The organism is Paenibacillus sp. EKM212P, from assembly GCF_011066115.1.
Classification (GTDB): domain Bacteria; phylum Bacillota; class Bacilli; order Paenibacillales; family Paenibacillaceae; genus Paenibacillus; species Paenibacillus polymyxa_B.
On record NZ_JAAMNR010000005.1, the window covers coordinates 386,904 to 408,857 of the forward strand.

Sequence of the window (21,954 nt, forward strand, 5' to 3'; positions counted from 1 at the left end):
TGTGAGTCGAATTACGTTTAACAATGACCGATCTATTGAATGTGAAGGGATTTTCTTTGCTCCAACCCTGGTGCAAAGTACAAATATTCCAGAAATAATGGGGTGTGGGATGTCTGATAATGGCCCCGTTATGAAGGTGGATACGGATGCAATGGGAAGGACGAATGTCGCCGGAGTATATTCGGCAGGCGATGCATCAGGCAGTCCATTCCAATTGATATCAGCCGCATCGAGTGGTGCAACAGCAGCTGCTGCTATTCAATTGGATTTATTGGACGAAGAGTGGAATGCGGCTGGATCGATTTGAGAGTTTCAAAATGAATACGATTCTTTCTAACGCGGGTTATTTCGATATGGAATTAAACAAATTGGAGTTAGAAGCGATATCGGCTTCGAAAAGAACCATGCGCCGCAACATCAAAGAGTATTAATTGGTGGACGGCCGCAAATTATACATGTTGGCGGAAGGCCGCCTCGTTAGCAGCAGGCGACGACATCCGACGGAAATTATGGATATGACTTTTGTACTTCAGGCTATGTCGCTGAAATATCATTCTTGTTTATGTGTTTTTTTGGATGTCAGTCTAAAACCTATTTCACGAAAGCTAACTTTATTGTAATTCTAATACTGTGTAGAATAGCAGCTCGGACTAAAACTTTATTTTTGCGTACAACTGACGTTGCTTCATTAAGCTAACCTGCCCGTTAGCTTAATGAAGCAACGTCAGTCTAATACTTTATTTTTCAGTCTAGAACTTTATTTTCTTTTGACAATAGCGGCAGTATGGACATGAGGTTGATCCATGCTGCCGCTATTTTTCTGTTTTTGGAATGAATATGCCTAATTTAGTTGCGAACGAAGTGTGTTATTTTTGGGGATTTTTTCGGTATTCGGATGGAGTCACCTTGTTGACCGTTTTGAACATTTTGGAGAATAGGAGTACATCTTTATACCCTACAGACCGAGCAATATCCCCGATTTTAAGGGAAGTATTTCTTAATAGGGAGCACGATTTTTCAATCCTCAAATGCAATAAAAATTCCTGTGGTGACTTATTTAGTTGCTGTTTAAATAAACGATGCAAATACGAACGGTCAATTGAAATGTACTTGGCAATGTCGCTTACGGTAATGAAGTGTGAATAGTTTTGTTGAATGAAGAGAAGCGCTTCTTTAATATACCGCTGCTGTCTTACCTCAGGGTTGACTTCCTGATTAGGGTAATGTTCAAACATCAGATACAGAAATTCGTACAGCTTGGATGCAAGCAGTAGGTCTTTGTTGGATTTCAGTGTAGAAGAAACGACGATACTCTCCATACAGCGGGCAAGGCTGCCCTCTGCTTCAAACCGGAAAATGGGATTGTCCCTATTGATACAGGTCCGGCTTAGATATTCTTTTGCTTGCACCCCATTAAAACCAATCCAGGCATATTCCCATGGGTCGACTTCATCCGCTTCGTAGTAAATTAAAACCTTCGGCTCAATAAAGAAAGCATCGTTTTTCTCCAAATGATAGATTTTATCGTTGACTTTAAAGATCCCTTTTCCTTTTAAAATATAATGAACCATATACCCGCTTCGAATGGCTGGACCATAAGAGTGCTTGCTGGTACAGCTTTCTTTGCCACATGTGTATAAATTGAGATCCAGGTTGTTATAGGAATGATTGGAAAAGTGTGAACTCATTTGTTTTCACCCCTTAATTCATCTCTGCATATTATCACACCGTTTCATATAGAGTCTACATTATTCCATATAATTATTGAAACTATTCAATTATTATTAGGATGTAAACAATAAGTAAACAACATAATTTATACTTTTTGGAAATCGTACTATTGGCGCTATAAGGGGGTTGCTATGGCTATACACATCGATAAAGAGAAGCTTTTATTCCATTTACAAGGCAGCAATACGAGTTATGTCATGCAGGTTATACGAGATGGTTATTTAGCCCATCTGTATTGGGGAAAGAAAATTCAGAACTATCGGGGAAGCAATAAAATCATCTTTATGGATAGAGGATTTTCACCCAATCCCGATGGCTCGGATCGAGCCTTTTCACTGGATACTATCCCGCAAGAATATCCGTCATTTGGAAATAGTGATTTCAGGATTCCTGCGTATCAGCTTCAATTGGAGAATGGTTCTACAGTGACAGATTTTCGGTATAAAGAACATCGGGTTTACCAAGGCAAACCAAAATTGAAAGGGCTTCCTTCTACTTATGCAGAAGATGATGGCGAAGTAGAAACCCTGGAGGTCGTCCTTGAAGACCCATTAATTAATGTAAAGGTTGTACTATCCTATAGCTTATATCAAAAGTGGGATGTCATTACCCGTTCAGTCCGTTTCGATAATGAAGGTCGGCAGCAGCTAAAACTGCTTAGAGCATTAAGTGCTAGTGTGGATTTTCGTGATGATGAATACGAACTCATTACCTTGTACGGTGCGCATAATAATGAAAAAAATATAGCAAGGCGAAAGATTTTACCCGGAATTCAAATGGTAGACAGCTGCCGTGGAGCCAGCAGCCCTCAACAGGCACCCTTTATGGCACTTGTAAGAGAAGGGACAGATGAAGAACAGGGTGAAGTGTACGCCTTTAATCTGGTGTACAGCGGAAACTTTACAGCCCAGACTCAGGTAGATTCCTATCGGAACACAAGAGTGACGATGGGGATTAATCCTTTTGATTTTACATGGTTGCTGGAACCGGGGGAATCGTTCCAAACGCCAGAAGTGGTCATGATATACACCGAAAATGGCTTGGGCGGTATGTCGAGAATTTATCATGATTTATACAGGAACAGATTATGTCGTGGGTCTTTTCGTGATAAGGAGCGCCCGGTCCTAATTAATAACTGGGAAGCCACCTACTTTAACTTTGATGCCGACAAGATTGAGCAGTTGGCGAAGGAAGCTCAAAGTGTGGGAGTGGAGCTGTTTGTATTGGATGATGGATGGTTTGGAAAACGGGATGATGACAATACTTCATTAGGCGATTGGGTGGTGGATCGTCGCAAACTTCCAGATGGATTGCCGGATCTTGCAAACCGCATTCGAAATCTGGGTATGGAGTTTGGTTTGTGGTTTGAACCTGAAATGATATCTATGGACAGCGATTTATACAGAAAGCATCCTGATTGGTGTATCCATGTCCCTGATCGTCCGTATACGTTGGGAAGAAATCAACTGATGTTGGATTTATCGAGGAAGGAAGTGTGTGAGTACGTTATTAAGTCGGTTTCCGATATTTTATCGGACGTTCCAATTACTTATGTAAAATGGGACATGAATCGTCACATGACGGATGTGGGTTCGGCAGCCTTGCCGCCTGAGAGACAAAGGGAGACTGCGCATCGTTATATCCTGGGACTCTATAATATTATGGAAGAGCTTACATCAAAGTTTCCCCATGTCTTATTCGAGAGCTGTTCTAGTGGAGGAGGTCGTTTTGATGCCGGTATGCTCTATTACATGCCTCAGACCTGGACGAGTGACAATACGGATGCCATTTGCCGACTAAAAATTCAATGGGGGACAAGTCTTATCTACCCTCCAATTACCATGGGGGCACACGTCTCCACAGTACCCAACCATCAAGTGGGCAGAATAACTCCCTTGGAGACAAGAGGTTATGTCGCCATGGCCGGGAATTTTGGATATGAGCTAGATTTGACGACATTAACCGTTGAGGAAAAAGAAATAGTAAAAAAACAGATAGCTCTATATAAAGAAATGAGATCGCTTATTCAATTTGGAAAGTTTTACAGAATAATTAATCCGTTTGATGAAAATGAAGCCGCATGGAGCTTTGTATCAGAGGATCAAACGGAAATGGCGGCCAGCTATTTCAAGATTTTATCCCAACCTGCTGCCGCGATTAAAACATTAAAATTCAAAGGTCTGAATCCAGACTACGTTTATAGAAATGTAGAAACCGGTGAGTTGTTCGGCGGTGATGAATTAATGCATGTCGGCATAACGCTTGCCAGGGTGAAGCAGGACTTTTTAGGCATGTTCTGGAGATTTGTTAAAGAAGACATCTGACTCAGCTAGAGGAGGTTTTACTAGATGGAAGCAAAAGAAAAGCAGTATAAGAAAATTTCTCAAGAAATTTTAAAATATATCGGTGGTGAAGAGAACATTATCGGTGTGGCCCATTGTGCCACAAGATTAAGAATTGTACTTGAGGACAATGAAAAAGCGGAATTAAAGAAGATTGAAGATATTGATCTGGTTAAAGGCGTTTTCATAGCGGGGGACCAACTGCAGATCATTTTTGGAGCAGGGTTGGTCAATAATATCTATGCCGTGTTTTCCAAACTGACAGGAACGGAAGATATGTCATTAAGTGATGTCAAAACGAAGTCCGCACAAAAGCAAAATCCTTTTCAAAAAGCCATTAAATCGCTGTCAGATGTCTTCATTGAGATCATGCCGGGAATTCTTGCTGCCGCATTGTTAATGGGGATAACCGGGCTGTTAGGTCAGAAGGGGTTATTCGGTCCTAAGTCAATTGTGGAGATGTATCCAATTTTTCAAGGGATCAATCGCTTCGTTCAAATCGTTTCCACGGGTATTTTTACAATCCTGCCGCTGCTTGTTGTTTATTCCGCAACCAAGAGATACGGCGGTCGTCCTATTCTGGGGCTTGTGCTGGGTGCGATTATGCTTCATCCGGCACTGGCAGATGCTTTTGAGGTAGCTAAAGGGAGTCAAAATCCGGAATCGATCAGTCTTTTCGGCCTTCCCGTACAGTTGGTTGGATTTCAGGGCGGTATTATTATTGCTCTAATGATGGGATATGTGGTAGCCAAGTTGGATCAGTTTTTTAACAAAAAGGTTCCGGACATGATTAAACTATTTTTGGCTCCGTTGCTGACGGTCTTTGTTTCTTCCCTGCTATTGTTTACCATTATCGGCCCTCTTGGGCGAGAGTTGGCTAGTCTGGTGACTGTTTCGCTGCTTTGGATGACGCAAAACCTTGGGATATTCGGTTTTATGTTTTTTGCAGGCATTCAGCAGATCATTGTTATTACAGGCTTACATCATGTTATGGGTGCGGTAGAAGCGCAGCTGTTAACCGATACAGGCAGAAATTTTATCAACCCATTGGCATCAGTAGCTTTGATGGCTCAAGGGGGCGCCGTTTTGGGGTATATTCTTTTGAATCGCAAAGACACCAAGGTTAAAGAAATGGGTTACTCTGCATTCGGGTCTGTACTTTTTGGAATCTCCGAACCAGCGATCTTCGGGGTCACTTTAAAGTATAAGTTCCCCCTGATTGCTGGATGCCTTGGAGGAATGATTGCGGGAGCATATGTATATTTAAGCAAGCTGACAGCCATAGGATTCGGAACCACGGCTCTTCCTGGCTTTGCAATTGCAGCGTCAGAGAACCATGGTCATATGAATTATCTTATCGCTCATCTTATTGCCCTGTTATGTGGAGCATTATTTACATTGGCTTACGGTGCTATCAAGAGCAAGAGGTCAACACTCTGAACCAAGAGAGTATTAATAAGTTGAATAACTTAATCAGTTACAATCAGGCTTTATGAAAACGGTTAAAAGAAGAGAATATTCGTGGAATAGACCAGAGAGTATAGATGAAAAAGTAAAAGAGCTGTCCTCAGTCGTTAAAAACGACCGGGGACGGCTCTGAGTCACATGAATATATTTGTATGTTCGTTAAAGCTAATCGATTCCACTATCGCTTTCAATCAGCCCTTTGCCGATTACATTGGCCGAAACCGGAGGCTTGCCTAGCTCCCGAGACCATATGGACAACTGCCCAATATGGTGGATTTGGTGGGCAATGACATGCCGCATCACCTCGCCCCACGCATCAATTACAATCCTGCCGTCCGGGAGGTGATCTTCGAACCTTTTCCGTTCCAGACCATCATGCCAGGCGAGCACGAACGGCTCGACATCGAATCGAAACTTTGCATCCAGCTCACGGACTTTGTCGAGCGTATCATAGAGAGAGAAGTCCTCTTGAAAGTCGGGTTTGCCCTGAATCGTTTGAATCCAGCTCCACTCCACATCAACGATATGAAAGAGTGTCTTTAGAATGCCGCCGACTCCGCCGACGCGTTGTTTCAGTAATTCCTCCTGCGACACCTCTTCACACCAGCGGTACCATTGTTCCCGAATCATCCAGTTGTAACGAAAAAAAGTCTGCATCCATCAACCTCCAGAGCTGTATTTGAGAATCATCTCCACCAGTTTACCATGGAATGCCAAAAGGGCTGTCTCATTCGTAGAAAATCTACTTTTGAGACAGCCCTTTATTATAGGATAGAGATGTTGTTACTGGCTTATTTCTTTGCAGCCGCGTAACGTTTGTTTACTTCATCCCAGTTGATTACATTGTAGAATGCTGCAATGTAGTCTGGGCGTTTGTTTTGATATTTCAGGTAGTAAGCATGCTCCCAAACGTCCAGTCCAAGTACCGGAGTCAGACCTTCAGACAGCGGGCTATCCTGATTTGGAGTGCTAGTGATCGCCAGTTTGCCGTCTTTGCCGACAACCAACCAAGCCCAACCGCTACCAAAACGTGTTGTAGCTGCTTTAGTGAAGTCTTCTTTAAATTTGTCGTAGCCGCCCAGCTCGTTGCTGATTGCTTCAGCAATAGCACCTGTCGGTTGTCCGCCGCCGTTAGGACCGATAACTTCCCAGAACAGGCTGTGGTTGTGGTGTCCACCACCGTTGTTGCGAACCGCAGTGCGGATGCTTTCAGGAACGCTGTCCAGATTGGAGATCAGATCCTCCAGGCTTTTGCTTTGCAGTTCAGGAGCGCTCTCCAGAGCTGCGTTTAAGTTCGTTACATATGTGTTATGGTGACGATCATGGTGAATTTCTACTGTCAGTGCATCAATGTGCGGTTCCAGTGCGTCTTTTGCGTAAGGAAGTTCTGGTAATTGAAATGCCATAGTAAAATCCCTCCTGGTTATATGGTTGGGTAAGTGTTCCTATGTAATAATACCCTCGATAGTTATATTAAACCGCATTCAGCCTATTTTATCAACATTTTTGTTTGTAAAATAGCAAACTGGGCAATACGGCCTGGTAGCTAGCATGTCCAAAAACCCGATTGGAATACACAATACATAGGTAATAAGAGGTAAATTGTGAACTTTAAAATGTAAACGCTTTATATACAGCGCTTACATGAGAAAAAGGGATGTATTCCGTCAAAAAGTATGGTTTAATGGTCAAGGAAGCAGAAATTTCGGCTTTTTTGTCGTCTGCTATAATCTGTCATGTCTATGACATGACGAACTTGAGGGCATACACCCTTTTCCTGTTCTTCATTTCATATATAGCAGATCGTATGCATTTTTATCATAATGCCTTGTGATTAACACCATGATAAGAAATTTAAGGATTTATGTAAAAATGACGGTGCTGTCTCAATTTTTTTATTATGCTTACGAAAAGGGAGATATTACTTATGCACGTTCGTTCCTTTCAATTAAGTGATGTGAACTCAGTAACGGAACTCATGCAAATTGCCTTGTCAGAGGAGTGCTACAAAGAGACGGTGAGTGCGTTTGCCCGTCAGCTTTCGTGGGATTCCGGTTTGATCATCGTTGCAGAAGAAGAGGGAGAGATCGTTGGTGCTTTGATCGGCACGATGGATCAGAATGATGGTTGTTACTATCGTATCGCTATTCACCCGGATCGTCGTCGGATGGGAATCGGCAAATCGCTTGTGGAGTCCATGGAGCAGCGTTTTCAGCAACGTAAGGTTAGCCGTATTTGGGTAGCAGGGGACAAGCATAACAGTGCGGCCATGCCTTTGTACGAAGCGATGGGCTATGGAGCAAGTCAGATTTTACAGGCTTTTCAGAAGCTGAGTATTTTGGCGCCTCATTAATCGGGAATCGAAATAAAGAGAATTGAATAACATTAAGTATAATATTTACATTTAGAGCATATCTGAGTAACCGTTGCAATCGGGTACGGGATATGCTTTTCTATTTATAACAGGGTTGAGGAGGTTTAATTATGGACGCTTTGGCTCCTTCGTCAGGCCCGCTTCCCTCGCCGGAAACGTCCAAACAAGCAGGCCGCTCTGGTTACATACGCGATTGGTTAGTCACTCTGCTGATCGCCATGGTCGTCTTGCTGCTTCTGAACCTGTTCGTATTTAACTTGTCCACGGTCAGAGGACATTCGATGCAGCCGACGCTAATGGAAAGCCAGCATTTGTTCGTTAACAAACTGGTTTATAATTTTCATGATCCGGGCAGGGGGGACATTGTGATTTTAAAAGATCCCGATTCCAAGCTGTCGAGCCCAAGATTTTTAGTGAAGAGAGTCATAGGTATTCCCGGAGATGTCATCCGAGTTGAACATAATCAATTGTATGTGAACGGTGAGCTGCTAAATGAACCTTATACCAACTCTGACGTGGAGGATGGTGATTATGGTCCTTTTACGGTGGAGCCGGAACACTTTTTTGTCATGGGAGATAATCGCCATACTGCAGCAAGCAAGGATAGCCGCTATTTTGGCAGCATTAAATCTCAAGATTTACTGGGACGTGCAGAATTTATATTTTGGCCGATATCTGAGTGGAAATGGCTATAGAGCAACTATAGTCTGAAATCAAGGAAAGGAAGAGGATGATGAAAGAAGTGATGGTATATACCGACGGTGCTTGTTCGGGAAATCCGGGTCCTGGGGGCTGGGGGATTGTTTTGCTGTATGGGGAGCATCGTAAGGAGCTGTCAGGTGCCGAGAAAATGACGACAAACAACCGTATGGAGATCAAGTCTGTGATTGAAGCGCTAAAGCTACTCAAGGAGCCTTGCCATGTGAAAGTACACAGTGACTCTGCCTATGTCGTCAATTGCTTTAAACAGGGCTGGATTAAGAATTGGCTTCGTAATGGCTGGCGCAACAGTAAAAATCAGCCAGTGGAGAACAAGGAACTATGGGAAGAACTGTGGGAACTGATGGGTAAGCATGAGGTTGAATATGTGAAGGTTAAAGGGCACAGTGACAACGAACTGAATAATCGCTGTGATTTTCTGGCGACCAGTGCTGTTAAAAATTTACGGTAGCATCTGCTGCTATTTTCTGTTGAAATTTGAGATATGGGTATTTTGCAAATCCTCATATCTGTAATGATAAAAAGTGGAAGAGAGGTGAGTATCGGATGCAACGCGGATTGACTCAGGCGGCTGCCGGAACCGCTTTGACTTGGGCTGCGCTCAAGCAGGAAATTATTGAGGCAGCTCCAGGGCTGGGTATCGACTCCATCGGGTTCGCATCCGCCGACCCCTTTCTGTCTCTGAAAGCTATATTGGAAGAGCATCGTGCGAAAGGCTATGAATCCGGCTTTGAGGAGCCAGATATTGATAAGCGGATCTACCCGGAGCTGTATGGCTCACAGCCTGCATCTCTGATTGCTATTGCGGTGGCGTATCCTTCTAAAATGAAGGACCCGCCGAAGTCGGACAAGGGGAAGTACCGTGGTATTTTGGCGCGTTCAGCCTGGGGGAAAGATTATCATCTGGTACTACGCGAAGCGATGGAAAAGCTTGAGGCTTTTATAAGTGAGCGGGTGCCTGATGCCATATTGAAAAACATGGTGGATACCGGAGAACTATCGGATCGAGCCGTTGCGGAACGCGCAGGGATTGGTTTTAGCGGCAAAAATACGATGATGATTTCACCGACGCTGGGATCATGGATTTATCTAGGTGAGCTGTTGACGAACATTCCTTTCCAGCCAGATGAACCGGTAACGGATGGTTGCGGCGAGTGTACCAAATGTTTGGATGCCTGTCCTACGGGCGCGCTTGTGGGTCCTGGACAGCTGAATGCCCAGCGGTGTGTGTCCTTTTTGACGCAAACGAAGGGCTTTCTGGATGAGGAGTTTATGCGGAAGATAGGGAATCGGCTGTACGGATGTGATACCTGCCAAATGGTATGCCCCAAAAATCGGGGTCTCAACTGGGATCACCATCCCGAGCTTACACCCGATCCTGAAATTGTGAAGCCGTTGCTGCTGCCGTTATTGGATTTGAGCAACCGTGAATTTAAAGACCGATTCGGTCAAAGTGCGGCGGCTTGGCGGGGGAAGAAGCCCATTCAACGCAATGCGGTCATTGGACTGGGCAATTTCAAGGATATCAGTGCGGTGCCCAAATTAACGGAGGTTTTATTGGATGATCCGCGTCCCGAGCTGCGAGGCACGGCGGCGTGGGCTTTGAGTCGAATAGGAGGGGAAAACGCTATGACAGCGATCAAGCAAGCATCAGAGAAGGAACAACATGAGCAAGTACGCGAAATGATCGCGCAAGCGCATTCCAAACTGGAGGAACAAGAGCAGGCAGAACAGCATAAGGCGTCTGAATCATCAAAATCAGAAGTAACAGCTGGGGATTCACAGGGCCCAACCACCATTTATTATGATGAGATGGAGACACCTGTGGGCACTTTGACGCTGTGCGCTACAGATCGGGGGCTGTGCCGAATAGACTATGGCGTTTTCCATGCGAGGGAAGCACTGCTTCAGCAATGGGCCCGGACATGGATTGGGGAATATGTCTATGTGCAGGAACCTAACAAACTGCGCGAAGCCGCAGATCAACTGCGTGAATATTTTGCGGGAGAACGACGGGAATTTAGTATAGCCTATGATTTGAGAGGCACTCCTTTTCAAGAACAGGTATGGCGTGCACTGCAAAATATTCCGTACGGGCAAAGTGTGTCCTACAAAGATATTGCGGAATCGATCGGCCGAGCCAAGGCGGTACGTGCTGTTGGGGAAGCAAATAATAAAAATCCGTTACCCATCCTGTTTCCATGTCATCGGGTATCGGGTGAAAACGGAAGTTTGGTCGGTTATGCTGGAGGCTTGCCAGTCAAGATGAAGCTGCTGGATTTGGAGAAACAATAAGGACATATGTTTGCAAAAAGTGATTTGCTAGCTGTCCCATGTTTTGCTATGATAGGTTCGTGCAATTCAAGATGTTTCATATAAATATACAGAGGTGACGACTTCGTGGTGTGGAATATTGTCATTCCGATTATTACCCTGATTGCTGGTTTGGTTGGGGGATTTTTCATCGGTGCTTATTATCTTCGTAAACAGCTTGAAAAGATGCAAAACGACCCTGAAACGCTGCAAAAAATGGCCAAACAGATGGGTTACAACCTGAATGGGAAACAAATGCAAAAAGCCCAGCAGATGATGAAGAACCAACAGTTCTCCAAAAATCAGCCTGGTCCGCGTAAAAATCAGGGCCGTCGGAAATAATGAGCAACGTGAGCACGGATGCCGCATGAGGTTGCTGCATAGAGGAGGATTACTGTGGCTGGCGTAAAAGATTATATTAACCGCAAAGCTGCGGATAACCGGGATAAAATCGAGTACCATGTGGAGCAGATTTTACAACTGATCGGTGAGGACCCCAAGCGTGAAGGGTTATTGGAAACACCGGCACGCGTTGCGCGCATGTATGAGGAAATATTTGCGGGTTATGAGGTTGATCCCCGGGATGCGCTGGGTGTGACATTTGACGAGAATCACGAGGAGCTTGTGATCGTGAAGGACATCGTTTATTACAGCCAGTGTGAGCACCATATGGCTCCTTTCTTCGGAAAAGTGCATATCGGCTATGTACCCAGCGGCAAAATTGTAGGACTGAGCAAGCTTGCACGTCTGGTAGAGGCAGTGACCCGCCGATTGCAGGTACAGGAGCGTATTACATCACAGATCGCTGATATTTTAAATGAAGCAGTCTCCGCTCACGGGGTTATGGTGGTCGTGGAAGGCGAGCACCTGTGCATGTGTGCAAGAGGTGTCAAAAAGCCTGGTAGCAAAACGGTAACGTCTGCGGTACGTGGTACGTTTCGTGATGATGCAGCGCAGCGCGCAGAATTTCTGTCGCTGCTCAAGGATTGATCGAACATCGCAAGACGTTTATGTGATGAACAAAAAAAAGGGTGGTTTACGCATAGGCGTAGCCACCTTTTTTTGTTAACATCAGAAATAGAGACGACGGGATAGCCGCCTTAAAATACAATTAGCCTATGGATAACAGCTATTTTTACAGATAGGGGATAACGTATGGAGAATGTACATAGATCAACAGAAAAAACAACAGCTTTGCCTGAGTTGCAGTGGTTTGAAGCGCCACTCGCGGCCACTCAGGAGGACGTTTTGTCTCCGCTGGCTTGGGAGGAGCTGGCCTGTCGGCAAGTAGGGAAAGGAGCTGCACCCATTTTGCATCTATGGCGGCATCCGTCAGCGCTTGTGATCGGTCACCGGGACCGCAGGCTTCCCTACGCCCCACAGGCGATGGAGCGAGTGCGCAGCGCGGGAACCTCGGTATGCGTACGCCCCTCGGGTGGAGCAGCCGTCATGCTGGACAGGGGGGTGCTGAACCTGTCCTTGATCCTGCCGAATCCACAGCGGGCCATCAGCCTGCATGAGGATTTTCGGCTCATGGCAGCGCTAATTGCCGATGCGCTGGTTCCGTGGTCTGGCGAGGCGCAGACCGGAGAAATCCCCGGGTCCTTCTGTCCCGGGGATTACGATGTCAGCGTCCGAGGCCGCAAGTTTTGCGGCATTGCACAGCGGCGCCAAGCCAAGGCGTATATCATCACAGCCTTCGTGATGATTGAGGGCAGCGGTGCAGAGCGTGCACAGGCGGTGCAGCAGTTTTATACAGAGGCAGCCGGAGACACGCCGGCGGGCGTGCAGCAGCAGGATTACCCCCGGGTGAATCCAGCTACGATGGGTAGCCTGGCAGAGCTGGCTGGAGTGCCATCTGTTGAGGCGTACGTGGCATCTCTGCGCCGTGTCGTTGAGAGCCGGACAGCCGTTTTACCTGCCGATGGCTGGCTGGTACAACCGGAAGGATTGACCGAACAAATGGCAGCGCTCAGAGAGCGATACGATTTGCAGGTATAGTTTGTCTTTAGCTTAGAAGCTTAGAAGGGTTGCCATCTCAGCTTGGAGGCTTGATCGTAGCGTGCTTCCACTTCAGGCCAGTTAACGACATGCCACCAATCTTCAATGTATTTGTTGCGTTCGGCCTGATGCTTTAAGTAATATGCATGTTCCCATACATCTAACGCCAGCAGCGGAATGGACTCCCATTGAGTCAGATTCTGGTGCTTTTCGGCCTGCAAGATTTCAAGTCGTCCCGCGCGTGGACTCCATACCAGGATAGCCCAGCCGCCACCCTCGACCTTTTCGGCTGCTGAACTGAATTGCTTTTTGAATGCATCGTAGCTGCCAAAATCCTTTTTAATCTGTTCAGCCAGTGGTCCGCTTGGGGTTCCACCGCCTTGTGGACTCATGATCGTCCAAAAAAGAGTATGCAGATAATGGCCTGCGCCGTTGAATGCCAGTTCCCGTTCCCAATGCTTTACGAGGTCAAAATCACCCGTTTTTCGAGCTTCTTCCAGCTTCTTTTCCGCTTTATTCAGGTCATTCACATAGCTCAAATGATGCTTGTCATGGTGAATACGCATCGTTTTCTCATCAATATACGGCTCAAGCGCATTATAGGGGTAAGGGAGCGGCGGTAGCCGATGTCCCCCAATGGGAACCGACCGGCCAATTGTGGTTTTTTCCGTTGCCGAAGGCTGCGCCTGGCTGGACTTGACGCCTTTAGTGGTCCATGCGCCTTCTCCCCTTATGCCTGCCTGCCGTTCTCGAAACGCTTCCTCTGGGTAATTCTCACCCTCTGTAGCTACATGATACAACCTAGCAGCCCTTGCGATGGAGCCAGGTTCCTGAAAGGGGGTTGTCGAGATCAGGAAATATTGGCTTTCATGTGCCGCGTGTAATACAACTCCGGCGGATTTTGGTTGCTGACGCAATGCATGACTGTGCTCGCTTAGCAGCCCGAGCTGCCGTACATACTCCTGTGACTGACGGTTTGCGGTTTGCAGCAAATCGTCCAGTCGACGATTTAATTCTTGTGAGTCAAGCTGAGAGTTCGAGGCTGACTCTGACAATGGCATCTTTACAGATGATGATGCGTCTAATCCCCTTGACTGTTTTGAATGTTCAGTGTATTCGTGTGTATGTGCTTGTGGAGCAGCTGACATCTGTTTCCATTCCTGATGCCACGCCTGATCTGCCGGATCGAGTGCGCTCCGTTGCTCTTCAAGCAGCTCTATGGCGGTGCGCTCCGTCTGTTCGAATACAGTCCGCCAATCATCCAGCAGCCGTACATAAGTAGGCTCCAGTCCCTCGGTAGCGGATTTAATCACTTCCACATGCCAACTTTCCTGCTGCTTCCAATGCCGAATTTCCTCCAGCACACGTAAGGGCAGGAAAGACCCATAAGTACTCAGCATCGTTTTTTACCTCCCGTATCCCACTATGGCTATCCGGCCGATCTGGCAGATCTGCCCTGGATGCATACGTCCCCAGTATATTCGCTGTCTCATCAGGAATATGTCTATGAACTCCCTTAATCGGGTCACATCTGTTAGGTAAAACAATGAATACCCATGGAAAACGAAAAAGAAGCCCAGCTACGGCACGGGTTAAGTGTACATAGGCAGGCTTCTTCAAGGCGAAGAATAGAATACAGTTCTTCGAAAAATAATTTTTTACTTCGTAGTCGTTTGTTTGTGGGCATCAGCGACGATTTTCTTATCCTCCAGCTCCTGTACACTGCTTAGAAACGTCGATACCCGTCGCAAATATTCACGAGGGTGCTCTCTGAAAATAAGCTCATGTATCCCGTTTTTGACAATCCATACACTGGAAAGCGGGTTAGTCTGATTGGCAGCGAGCTTTTCCGCAATGGGATAAGGAGCCTTTTCATCCTGTGTACCATGCACAAACATGATCGGGAACGGATAGTTTTCCTTTTTAACCTCCTGATATGGAATCTGATGCAAGCTGGTACCGTTCAAAACTGGAAACAGCAACTCTAGAATTTCCAAAGACGGATGCCTTGGCAGATTAATTTGATTGTGAATGTTATGGTACAGCGTATCCGGTTCCAGCAGGAAGGTGCTGTCCAAAATCATTGCGTCCACATCCTTGGTTTGCAAGCCCGCCTGAAGAGCGGTTCCTGCCCCCATGGAGAAGCCCCATACGATAATCTCCGACGAGCCGCGTTGCTTCGCAAGCTGAATTGCTCCGAGGAGCTGTTGGGATTCTGCTTTGCCTCCGGTTGCGACTGCTTTGCTGTTTTGTGACGCAAATCCATAATCGAACATGACCACATTAAAGTTTAAACTGTGGGCATAATGCGCCAGATCATACATGGGAATCCAGCTTTCTTCGCGGTTAGCTCCATAACCATGACTGAAAATAATCGTTTTCCGCGATTGATCCGCCGGGATATACCAGCCTTGTACCATGCGGCTACCATCCTTGGCAGGGAAGCTGACTTCCTCATAAGGCATGCTTTTGGCCTGCATCGGATTAGAGTACAGTGGTGCAACGGTGGGATTCGTAAGTACCCATGCGATGTAAGCATGCAAGGCAATAAAACAAAACAACAGAAAAAAGACGACCGACAGCAGCAGAGCAATCACAACGTGCTTGAACCGCAGCAGACGGGGATTAAAGAGTGGGGTGGACGGCTCCTGAACAGCGGTCTGTAGCTGAGCGTTGCGCTGGGATGTCGAAATCATGTAAGAGCCTCCTTATATAAAATTGATCTTCGTTTCATAGAATTTAGGTATAATTCCACTTGAAAATAGTAGTGTAGATACGTATAGATACCTATTATCGTATGATGGGGATTATCCAAAGTCAACGCCTGAACCGGAAAAGTAAAAATGATGCAAAGAATTGTCGATGTTTGTTCTCGTTCTGTAATATGGTTGTCACAAAAACATCGGTTTACAGTAGCCGCGACTATTCTATATAATTTATGTAACCATGTTTCATAGTGTGAAACGAATATGGATACAAGAGGAGCGGTTCACGATGGAAGACCGTAAATTAACCGTTCGCGCTGTAGAGCGTGCACTTGATATACTGCTGTGTTTTACCGCAGATTCGGATCTTGGCCTGACGGAGATTGCCTCCAAAATTGGTCTACATAAAAGCACGGTTCATCGGCTGCTGACTACGTTGGAGGATCGGGGCTTTGTCGTTCGGAATGCCGAAACGGAAAAATATCGACTTGGCTTCCGCATTTGGGAGCTATCCACGCATTTGTCCCAAAGCGACGAGCCGGCGGTGTTGTTACAGCCTGCAATGGAAGGACTACGTGATCGTCTGGGCGAGACGGTCAGCTTGTACTTACGGGACGGCAGCATGCGTATTCGCATACAAGCCGTGCAGAGCAATCAGGCGATCCGCAGGGTTGCGCCTGTAGGTGCGCGTATGCCGCTGGCTGTAGGGGCCTCCAGCAAAGTGCTGGCAGCCTTTATGCCGCCGCAGGAGCTGGAAGCCCTGCTAAGCGGGGATGAATGGCCGCCCTCAGTAGACCCGGAGGTCTATAAAGCCCAGCTGCAGGACATTCGCGAGAAGGGCTATGCGACCAGCTATGAAGAGCGGGAGCCAGGGGCTGCTGCTGTGGCAGCGCCAATTGTGAACCGGAAGGGACAGGTCACTGCGGCTTTATCTGTATCTGGCCCGGTCAGTCGACTTGCACCCGAGACGCTACATGACTTTGCTCCGATTTTGATCGAAGCGGCGAAGGAAATGGGGCTTATGCTCCCGTAACAAGAATGGACACAGTTGAAGCAAGCAGAGTGATTTGATGGAGAACGTCTCCTTGGTAAAGGGAACCTAAAAGGGTTGCCAAAGCCATAAATTTGAAGTAGTCTGGTAAGGAAGGCGGGATGTCTGTTATATCCGCCTCATGTGAATAAAGTATCACAGTTACTGGGGGAGCCTGTAATGCCGGGCTGAGATGGAATCGTGCAAGATTCCGGACCCTTTGCACCTGATCTGGATCATACCAGCGTAGGGAAGTAATCGGCCTTGAAATGTATACGCGGCTGCTGTCTTCAGTGGCGCATTGGAATGGATTATTCCATATGCGCATTGTTTGGATAGCTGCCTCGTTAGATTAGCCGGTTCCCTAGGGAACCGGCTTTTTTGCATAGATCAACGCCACCCTGGGAATGGTTCCGGATCGGAGTGTCATTTCATCGAAACGGGAGGAATGGACAATGAAGCCGACAGAAGCAGAAGGAACAAAAAAAGTTGAGGTAGAGAAGACAAACGGGGAGCAAGCCAGTGGGGTAACGCCCTTTCCAGGAAGCCGTAAGGTATATATTCAAGGCTCGCGGCCGGACATTGCCGTGCCAGAGCGCGAAATTGCTCTTCATCCTACACATACGCCGCAGGGCACGGAGCATCATGAGCCATTGCGTGTATATGATACAAGCGGTCCCATGACCGACGAAGCCTATCAGGTCGATATCCGTCAGGGCCTGCCTCCATTACGGCGAGCTTGGGCCCTGGAACGGGGCGATGTGGAGGCTTACGAGGGACGCGCCGTCCAGCCGGAGGATAATGGACTGAAACCTGGCTCCAAACGGGAGACAGTGGAATTTCCCGGCGTGACCAATCGTCCGCTTCGTGCTTCGCAAGGGCGTACAGTGACGCAAATGCATTATGCGCGGCAAGGGATCATTACGCCCGAAATGGAATTTGCGGCGATCCGCGAAGGGGTGGAGCCTGAGTTTGTACGGCAGGAATTGGCGGCTGGACGAGCCATTTTGCCTTCGAATATCAATCACCCGGAAAGTGAGCCAATGGTCATTGGGCGTCATTTTCACGTAAAGATCAATGCGAACATTGGTAATTCTGCGGTTACCTCCTCCATCGAGGAGGAAGTGGAGAAAATGACTTGGGCTGTGCGTTGGGGCTCGGATACGGTTATGGACCTGTCCACAGGCCGTAATATCCATACAACACGTGAATGGATCATTCGGAATTCTCCTGTACCGATTGGGACTGTGCCGCTGTATCAGGCACTTGAAAAGGTGAACGGTGAAGCAGAGGCGCTGACGTGGGAGTTGTATCGCGATACGCTGATTGAGCAGGCGGAGCAGGGAGTGGACTATTTTACAATTCATGCGGGTGTATTGCTGCGGTATATTCCGATGACGGCGAATAGAATGACGGGAATTGTGTCCCGGGGCGGATCAATCATGGCAGCCTGGTGCCTTGCGCACCATCAGGAGAATTTTTTGTATACACATTTTGAAGAAATCTGCGAAATTATGAAAGCTTATGATGTGGCCTTCTCTCTCGGGGATGGTCTACGTCCGGGTAGTATCTATGATGCGAATGATGAAGCACAGTTTGCAGAGCTGGAAACGTTGGGCGAGCTAACGCAAATCGCATGGAAGCATGATGTTCAGGTCATGATTGAAGGGCCGGGACATGTCCCTATGCATAAAATCAAAGAGAATGTGGATTTACAAATGGAGATTTGTAAGGAAGCTCCTTTTTATACCTTGGGACCGCTCACGACGGATATTGCCCCCGGATATGATCATATTACCTCAGCAATTGGGGCAGCGATGATCGGTTGGTTCGGGACGTCCATGCTGTGCTATGTTACGCCTAAGGAGCATTTGGGTCTGCCCAATAAGGATGATGTCCGCGAGGGTGTCATTACCTACAAAATTGCGGCACATGCTGCCGATCTGGCGAAGGGGCATCCACGGGCGCAGCAGCGGGATGATGCTTTGTCCAAGGCACGCTTCGAGTTCCGCTGGCGGGATCAGTTCAATCTGTCGCTTGATCCCGAGCGGGCCTTGTCCTACCATGATGAAACGCTACCGGCAGAGGGCGCCAAGGAAGCACATTTTTGCTCGATGTGCGGCCCTAAATTTTGTAGTATGCGTATCACTCAGGACATTCGCGCCTATGCAGCGGATAAGGGGCTGAACACTCAAGAAGCAGTAGCTGCCGGGATGCGTGAGAAGGCAGAGCAGTATCGGGATGGAGGTCAGTAAAACGAACGTGGGAGTTTAGGGACAAATGAATTAAAAAAGCCGTGGTTCTCTACAGTCGATGTAGGAAACTACGGCTTTTTAGCTTATGTAAAGCGGATCATGCAACCGGATAAACGGCGCCTTATTTTTTACCCATTTTTTCATTTAAAATGTCCTGAAAGCTGAGCTTCTTCTCCGAGCTATCTTCTTTCTTCTGCATACTCACCGCGTTGGCACGTTGGTATTGGTGGTGAAAGGGCATCAGGGTGTGGACGGTTAAGTTCATTGTATTCATGTAGGTCATTCCTCCAATTCCATATTGTCAAATCCAGATTGAGTTGCTTAGGACGTCTGTATAGGACTATTTGTATGTACTTGATGTCGTGATGCTATGTAGGTTGCTTGGTAATGTTTCAATCATTATAACCACATTTTTTCAAAGTAAAACGCTTTTGACATAAAACAGGAAGATGGTCATGTGTGTCCAAAATTTGGTTTAGGAGGATGGTCATTTTAGGGGAAAATGTGCCTAGGTATAAAACAAGGGCTAGAGGCCCGTTTTCTTAGTTTAGTAGTCGGGATTGTGTTTTTTTGTCGAATAACCTTGTAAAAGGAGGATTTTGCGGAATCCTCAAGTCAGGATTGAGGCAGTCTGGTGGCGAATTAAAGTGTCAAAGTTGTATTGACTTTATGTTTGGTAGTAGATACCATGAACTGGTTGTCAGCGTATTTTGACAACAAGAGTCAGCCAATCCATCTGGCGATTCATCCTTTGAAATGTTATAGAAAGGATTAGAGCATATATGAAAAAAAGTATTGCAGATATCGCATTTATTATTCTGGGTGCGTTTTTTTTCGCGCTAGCTGTTAATCTGTTTGTGATCCCGAATGAGTTTGGCGAGGGGGGCGTTACAGGGGTCACGATCATCCTGTACTACCTGTTTCAGTGGTCTCCCTCGATCGTTAATCTGGTGATTAATGGCTTGCTGTTGATTGTCGGATATAAATTTTTGGACAAGAGAACGACCCTGTACACTATAATTGCTGTCGCTTTTAACTCGCTGTTTTTACATTTAACGGTCAACTGGCGGATTGATTCGCATGAACCGACGATTAATGCTGTATTTGCCGGAGTTTTGGTGGGGGTCGGCATTGGCTTAATCGTACGGGTAGGTGGCACTACGGCGGGAACGGTCATTTTAGCCCGGATTGCCAACAAGTATCTGGATTGGAATATCAGCTATGGCTTGCTGTTTTTTGATTTGATTGTCGCATTCTCTTCCTATTTTATTATTGGCCCGGAAAAATTGATGCTAACTATCGTTATTTTGTACGTTGGTACGAAGGTGATGGACTTCATGATCGAAGGACTGAACCCGAAAAAAGCAGTCATGATCATTTCGGAGCACCAAGATAAAATTGCCGAGAGGGTCATTACGAAAATGGATCGTGGAGTTACCGTCCTGTCAGGCCACGGCTATTACACTAAAAATCCAAAAGAAGTGCTGTATATCGTCATTAGTAAACAAGAGGTATCGGCGCTTAAAAAGATAGTGAAAGCCATCGACACAGCAGCATTTATCACCATTCATGACGTGCGGGACGTGTTCGGAGAGGGTTTTCTGGATATTTCGAAGTAACTCGTATGCGCTAAGGTAAGGTTATAGGAGAGTAGGGTAGGAAGTCGGTCCTGAGGGATCGGCTTTTTTTGTTTTTGTAATGTTTATTTTAATAATCGAAATAGAGTAGATAGATAATAACTTTTTTTCGAAACAGAAGAAAAGCTATTTTTTGTAAAAAATATTGTGAATGTGACTTTGATCTCTTATTTTTTTGAAAAATATGCATTATGATCTGACAATAATATATATTTTATTCAAAATATATCAATTTTTATATTAAAGTGTTATAAATCCAAGTAAGGAATTTTATAGCATCTACTTCTAAAATCAACTGAAAATCAGTTCGAAGTGAGGTTGTTTTGAGTGGAGAATAACTATGATTTAAAAAAAGAATTTAAAAAGCCGTGGCTTCAGATTTCTATTTTATTTATTATATTGCATTTCATAAATTCATTTATTTTATTGCCTTCAATGAACCCTCTAAAGCTCCCTTTAGCTTTTTTTATTGTGTCATCAGGAGCGATGATTATCTCTTTTCTTATTGTTGTCTTGTACCCAAAATTCTCGAAACATAGAGAACAATTTTCTGAAAATAATTTGGTTCCATATCGTAAAATATGTTCCAGTGTGTTTGTTGTTCTAAATTTTATTTTTCTTTTTTTAATGTTACTGTATTCAAATGCTATTTACTTCAGACCCTTAAATATAGTTTTACTGGTTTCGGCAATATCGCACTTAACAGTAGGTGTCACATTCACTAAATTAACACCTAACCGTTTAATTGGTTTGAAGTTCCCATGGCTGCTTTCGAATGAAAGCGCTTGGAAGAAAACGCATCGCATTTCTGCTTCTATTTGGATAGCCTTTGGCTTAATCGGGATCGCTATAGGATTAGGACAAGAAGTTAATGTGTATATGGTGCTCGCATCTTGTTTACCGACGATGATTAGTTTTATTACTTCTCTCTTTCTAAGTCATAGGTATAAAAATATAGACTGCTGATATCTGTATAATGCAGATCGATTTAGCATATTAGGGGGATTTCCATGAGAAGTAAATTAAATTTTTCTAATGTATTGTCTTTTCTTATATCTGTTTTGCCTTTCGTCATCTACTTTTTCATGTATCCGAGAATGCCTAGGAATGTAGCAATCCACTACAATTTCAATGATGTGGCTGACCGTTTTGTTGACAAATCCTCCCCTGAGGTATGGTTGTTGTGTGGAATTAGCTTCATATCTTTTATGATTATGCTTATGCTCCAACCCTATTTCAGTCGTCAGTTCAAGAGCGAAGAAGGCTCTGCAATCATGGAAAGCTTGCCTGGTCTCTTCACACTCCTTATAACCCTAGTGTTCTCAATTATTGGCATATGTTTTCTTTTGAAGGCTTAAAGCATGTAAAAAATCCCCTCT

General features: G+C 45.7%; 21 protein-coding genes, 1 pseudogene and 1 riboswitch. Of the genes and pseudogenes, 16 read left to right on the forward strand and 6 right to left on the reverse strand.

What is annotated here, in order from left to right:
* Window position 1: 1 nt before the first annotated feature.
* Window positions 2–307, forward strand: a complete 306-nt coding sequence (locus G9G54_RS26150) for a hypothetical protein (protein ID WP_342355988.1) — start codon at window positions 2–4, stop codon at window positions 305–307.
* A 13-nt stretch (window positions 308–320) separates the two neighbouring features.
* Window positions 321–551 (forward strand): annotated as a pseudogene (locus tag G9G54_RS25770) (adenosylhomocysteinase); the annotation flags it as partial.
* A 315-nt stretch (window positions 552–866) separates the two neighbouring features.
* On the opposite strand, the gene G9G54_RS17275 reads toward G9G54_RS25770, so the two are convergent.
* Window positions 867–1,688: an AraC family transcriptional regulator gene (locus G9G54_RS17275; protein WP_165178989.1), complete on the reverse strand. Its 822-nt coding sequence runs from the start codon at window positions 1,686–1,688 to the stop codon at window positions 867–869.
* A gap of 174 nt (window positions 1,689–1,862) precedes the next feature.
* Between G9G54_RS17275 and G9G54_RS17280 the strand changes: the two genes are divergently transcribed.
* Together G9G54_RS17280 and G9G54_RS17285 are read left to right on the forward strand one after the other, a co-directional pair.
* Window positions 1,863–4,055 (forward strand): alpha-galactosidase, encoded by a 2,193-nt coding sequence (locus G9G54_RS17280; protein WP_165178990.1) that lies wholly within the window; start codon window positions 1,863–1,865, stop codon window positions 4,053–4,055.
* 24 nt (window positions 4,056–4,079) lie between these two features.
* The gene (locus tag G9G54_RS17285; protein WP_165178991.1) at window positions 4,080–5,513 is read left to right on the forward strand and encodes a PTS transporter subunit EIIC; all 1,434 of its coding nucleotides are present in this window, start codon (window positions 4,080–4,082) and stop codon (window positions 5,511–5,513) included.
* A gap of 192 nt (window positions 5,514–5,705) precedes the next feature.
* Here G9G54_RS17285 and G9G54_RS17290 read toward each other — a convergent pair whose 3' ends face one another.
* Both G9G54_RS17290 and G9G54_RS17295 read right to left on the reverse strand, forming a co-directional pair.
* The gene (locus G9G54_RS17290; RefSeq protein ID WP_165178992.1) at window positions 5,706–6,197 is read right to left on the reverse strand and encodes a DinB family protein; all 492 of its coding nucleotides are present in this window, start codon (window positions 6,195–6,197) and stop codon (window positions 5,706–5,708) included.
* 134 nt (window positions 6,198–6,331) lie between these two features.
* Window positions 6,332–6,946 (reverse strand): superoxide dismutase, encoded by a 615-nt coding sequence (locus tag G9G54_RS17295; RefSeq protein WP_023986992.1) that lies wholly within the window; start codon window positions 6,944–6,946, stop codon window positions 6,332–6,334.
* Between the two features lie 521 nt (window positions 6,947–7,467).
* Here G9G54_RS17295 and G9G54_RS17300 point away from each other — a divergent pair.
* The 7 genes from G9G54_RS17300 (at window position 7,468) to G9G54_RS17330 (ending at window position 12,948) form a co-directional block, all read left to right on the forward strand.
* Window positions 7,468–7,893: a GNAT family N-acetyltransferase gene (locus G9G54_RS17300; protein ID WP_069291098.1), complete on the forward strand. Its 426-nt coding sequence runs from the start codon at window positions 7,468–7,470 to the stop codon at window positions 7,891–7,893.
* 131 nt (window positions 7,894–8,024) lie between these two features.
* Window positions 8,025–8,609, forward strand: coding sequence for a signal peptidase I (gene lepB, locus G9G54_RS17305; protein ID WP_165178993.1), 585 nt, complete (start codon window positions 8,025–8,027; stop codon window positions 8,607–8,609).
* Window positions 8,610–8,647: 38 nt separating this feature from the next.
* Window positions 8,648–9,085 carry a ribonuclease HI gene (gene rnhA / locus G9G54_RS17310; protein ID WP_023986996.1) on the forward strand — a complete coding sequence of 146 codons (438 nt, stop codon included), beginning with the start codon at window positions 8,648–8,650 and terminating at the stop codon, window positions 9,083–9,085.
* 95 nt (window positions 9,086–9,180) lie between these two features.
* Window positions 9,181–10,929 (forward strand): tRNA epoxyqueuosine(34) reductase QueG, encoded by a 1,749-nt coding sequence (gene queG / locus G9G54_RS17315; RefSeq protein WP_165178994.1) that lies wholly within the window; start codon window positions 9,181–9,183, stop codon window positions 10,927–10,929.
* 105 nt (window positions 10,930–11,034) lie between these two features.
* Window positions 11,035–11,289 (forward strand): YneF family protein, encoded by a 255-nt coding sequence (locus G9G54_RS17320; RefSeq protein ID WP_013308742.1) that lies wholly within the window; start codon window positions 11,035–11,037, stop codon window positions 11,287–11,289.
* Between the two features lie 54 nt (window positions 11,290–11,343).
* On the forward strand, window positions 11,344–11,937 hold the full coding sequence (gene folE, locus G9G54_RS17325; RefSeq protein ID WP_013308743.1) for a GTP cyclohydrolase I FolE: 594 nt from the start codon (window positions 11,344–11,346) through the stop codon (window positions 11,935–11,937).
* A gap of 165 nt (window positions 11,938–12,102) precedes the next feature.
* On the forward strand, window positions 12,103–12,948 hold the full coding sequence (locus tag G9G54_RS17330) for a lipoate--protein ligase family protein (protein ID WP_165178995.1): 846 nt from the start codon (window positions 12,103–12,105) through the stop codon (window positions 12,946–12,948).
* A 20-nt stretch (window positions 12,949–12,968) separates the two neighbouring features.
* On the opposite strand, the gene G9G54_RS17335 is transcribed toward G9G54_RS17330, so the two are convergent.
* Together G9G54_RS17335 and G9G54_RS17340 are read right to left on the reverse strand one after the other, a co-directional pair.
* Complete coding sequence (locus G9G54_RS17335) at window positions 12,969–14,348, reverse strand: Fe-Mn family superoxide dismutase (protein ID WP_165178996.1); 1,380 nt, start codon at window positions 14,346–14,348, stop codon at window positions 12,969–12,971.
* Between the two features lie 258 nt (window positions 14,349–14,606).
* Window positions 14,607–15,644: an alpha/beta hydrolase gene (locus tag G9G54_RS17340; protein WP_165178997.1), complete on the reverse strand. Its 1,038-nt coding sequence runs from the start codon at window positions 15,642–15,644 to the stop codon at window positions 14,607–14,609.
* A gap of 298 nt (window positions 15,645–15,942) precedes the next feature.
* On the opposite strand from G9G54_RS17340, the gene G9G54_RS17345 reads away from it, so the two are divergent.
* Together G9G54_RS17345 and thiC are read left to right on the forward strand one after the other, a co-directional pair.
* Entirely contained in the window at window positions 15,943–16,686 is a 744-nt protein-coding gene (locus G9G54_RS17345; RefSeq protein WP_071639527.1) for an IclR family transcriptional regulator, read from the forward strand.
* Window positions 16,687–16,840: 154 nt separating this feature from the next.
* A riboswitch (TPP riboswitch) is annotated at window positions 16,841–16,953 on the forward strand.
* A gap of 185 nt (window positions 16,954–17,138) precedes the next feature.
* Window positions 17,139–18,938 (forward strand): phosphomethylpyrimidine synthase ThiC, encoded by a 1,800-nt coding sequence (gene thiC, locus G9G54_RS17350; protein WP_165178998.1) that lies wholly within the window; start codon window positions 17,139–17,141, stop codon window positions 18,936–18,938.
* Window positions 18,939–19,059: 121 nt separating this feature from the next.
* Here the strand turns inward: thiC and G9G54_RS17355 are convergent, their stop codons facing one another.
* Window positions 19,060–19,212, reverse strand: a complete 153-nt coding sequence (locus G9G54_RS17355) for a hypothetical protein (RefSeq protein ID WP_010348453.1) — start codon at window positions 19,210–19,212, stop codon at window positions 19,060–19,062.
* Window positions 19,213–19,720: 508 nt separating this feature from the next.
* Between G9G54_RS17355 and G9G54_RS17360 the strand changes: the two genes are divergently transcribed.
* From G9G54_RS17360 to G9G54_RS17370, 3 genes are all read left to right on the forward strand, one after another.
* Entirely contained in the window at window positions 19,721–20,557 is an 837-nt protein-coding gene (locus tag G9G54_RS17360; RefSeq protein ID WP_165178999.1) for a YitT family protein, read from the forward strand.
* Between the two features lie 345 nt (window positions 20,558–20,902).
* Complete coding sequence (locus G9G54_RS17365; protein WP_165179000.1) at window positions 20,903–21,541, forward strand: SdpI family protein; 639 nt, start codon at window positions 20,903–20,905, stop codon at window positions 21,539–21,541.
* Window positions 21,542–21,585: 44 nt separating this feature from the next.
* The gene (locus tag G9G54_RS17370; protein ID WP_165179001.1) at window positions 21,586–21,933 is read left to right on the forward strand and encodes a DUF1648 domain-containing protein; all 348 of its coding nucleotides are present in this window, start codon (window positions 21,586–21,588) and stop codon (window positions 21,931–21,933) included.
* The last annotated feature ends 21 nt before the right edge of the window (window positions 21,934–21,954 follow it).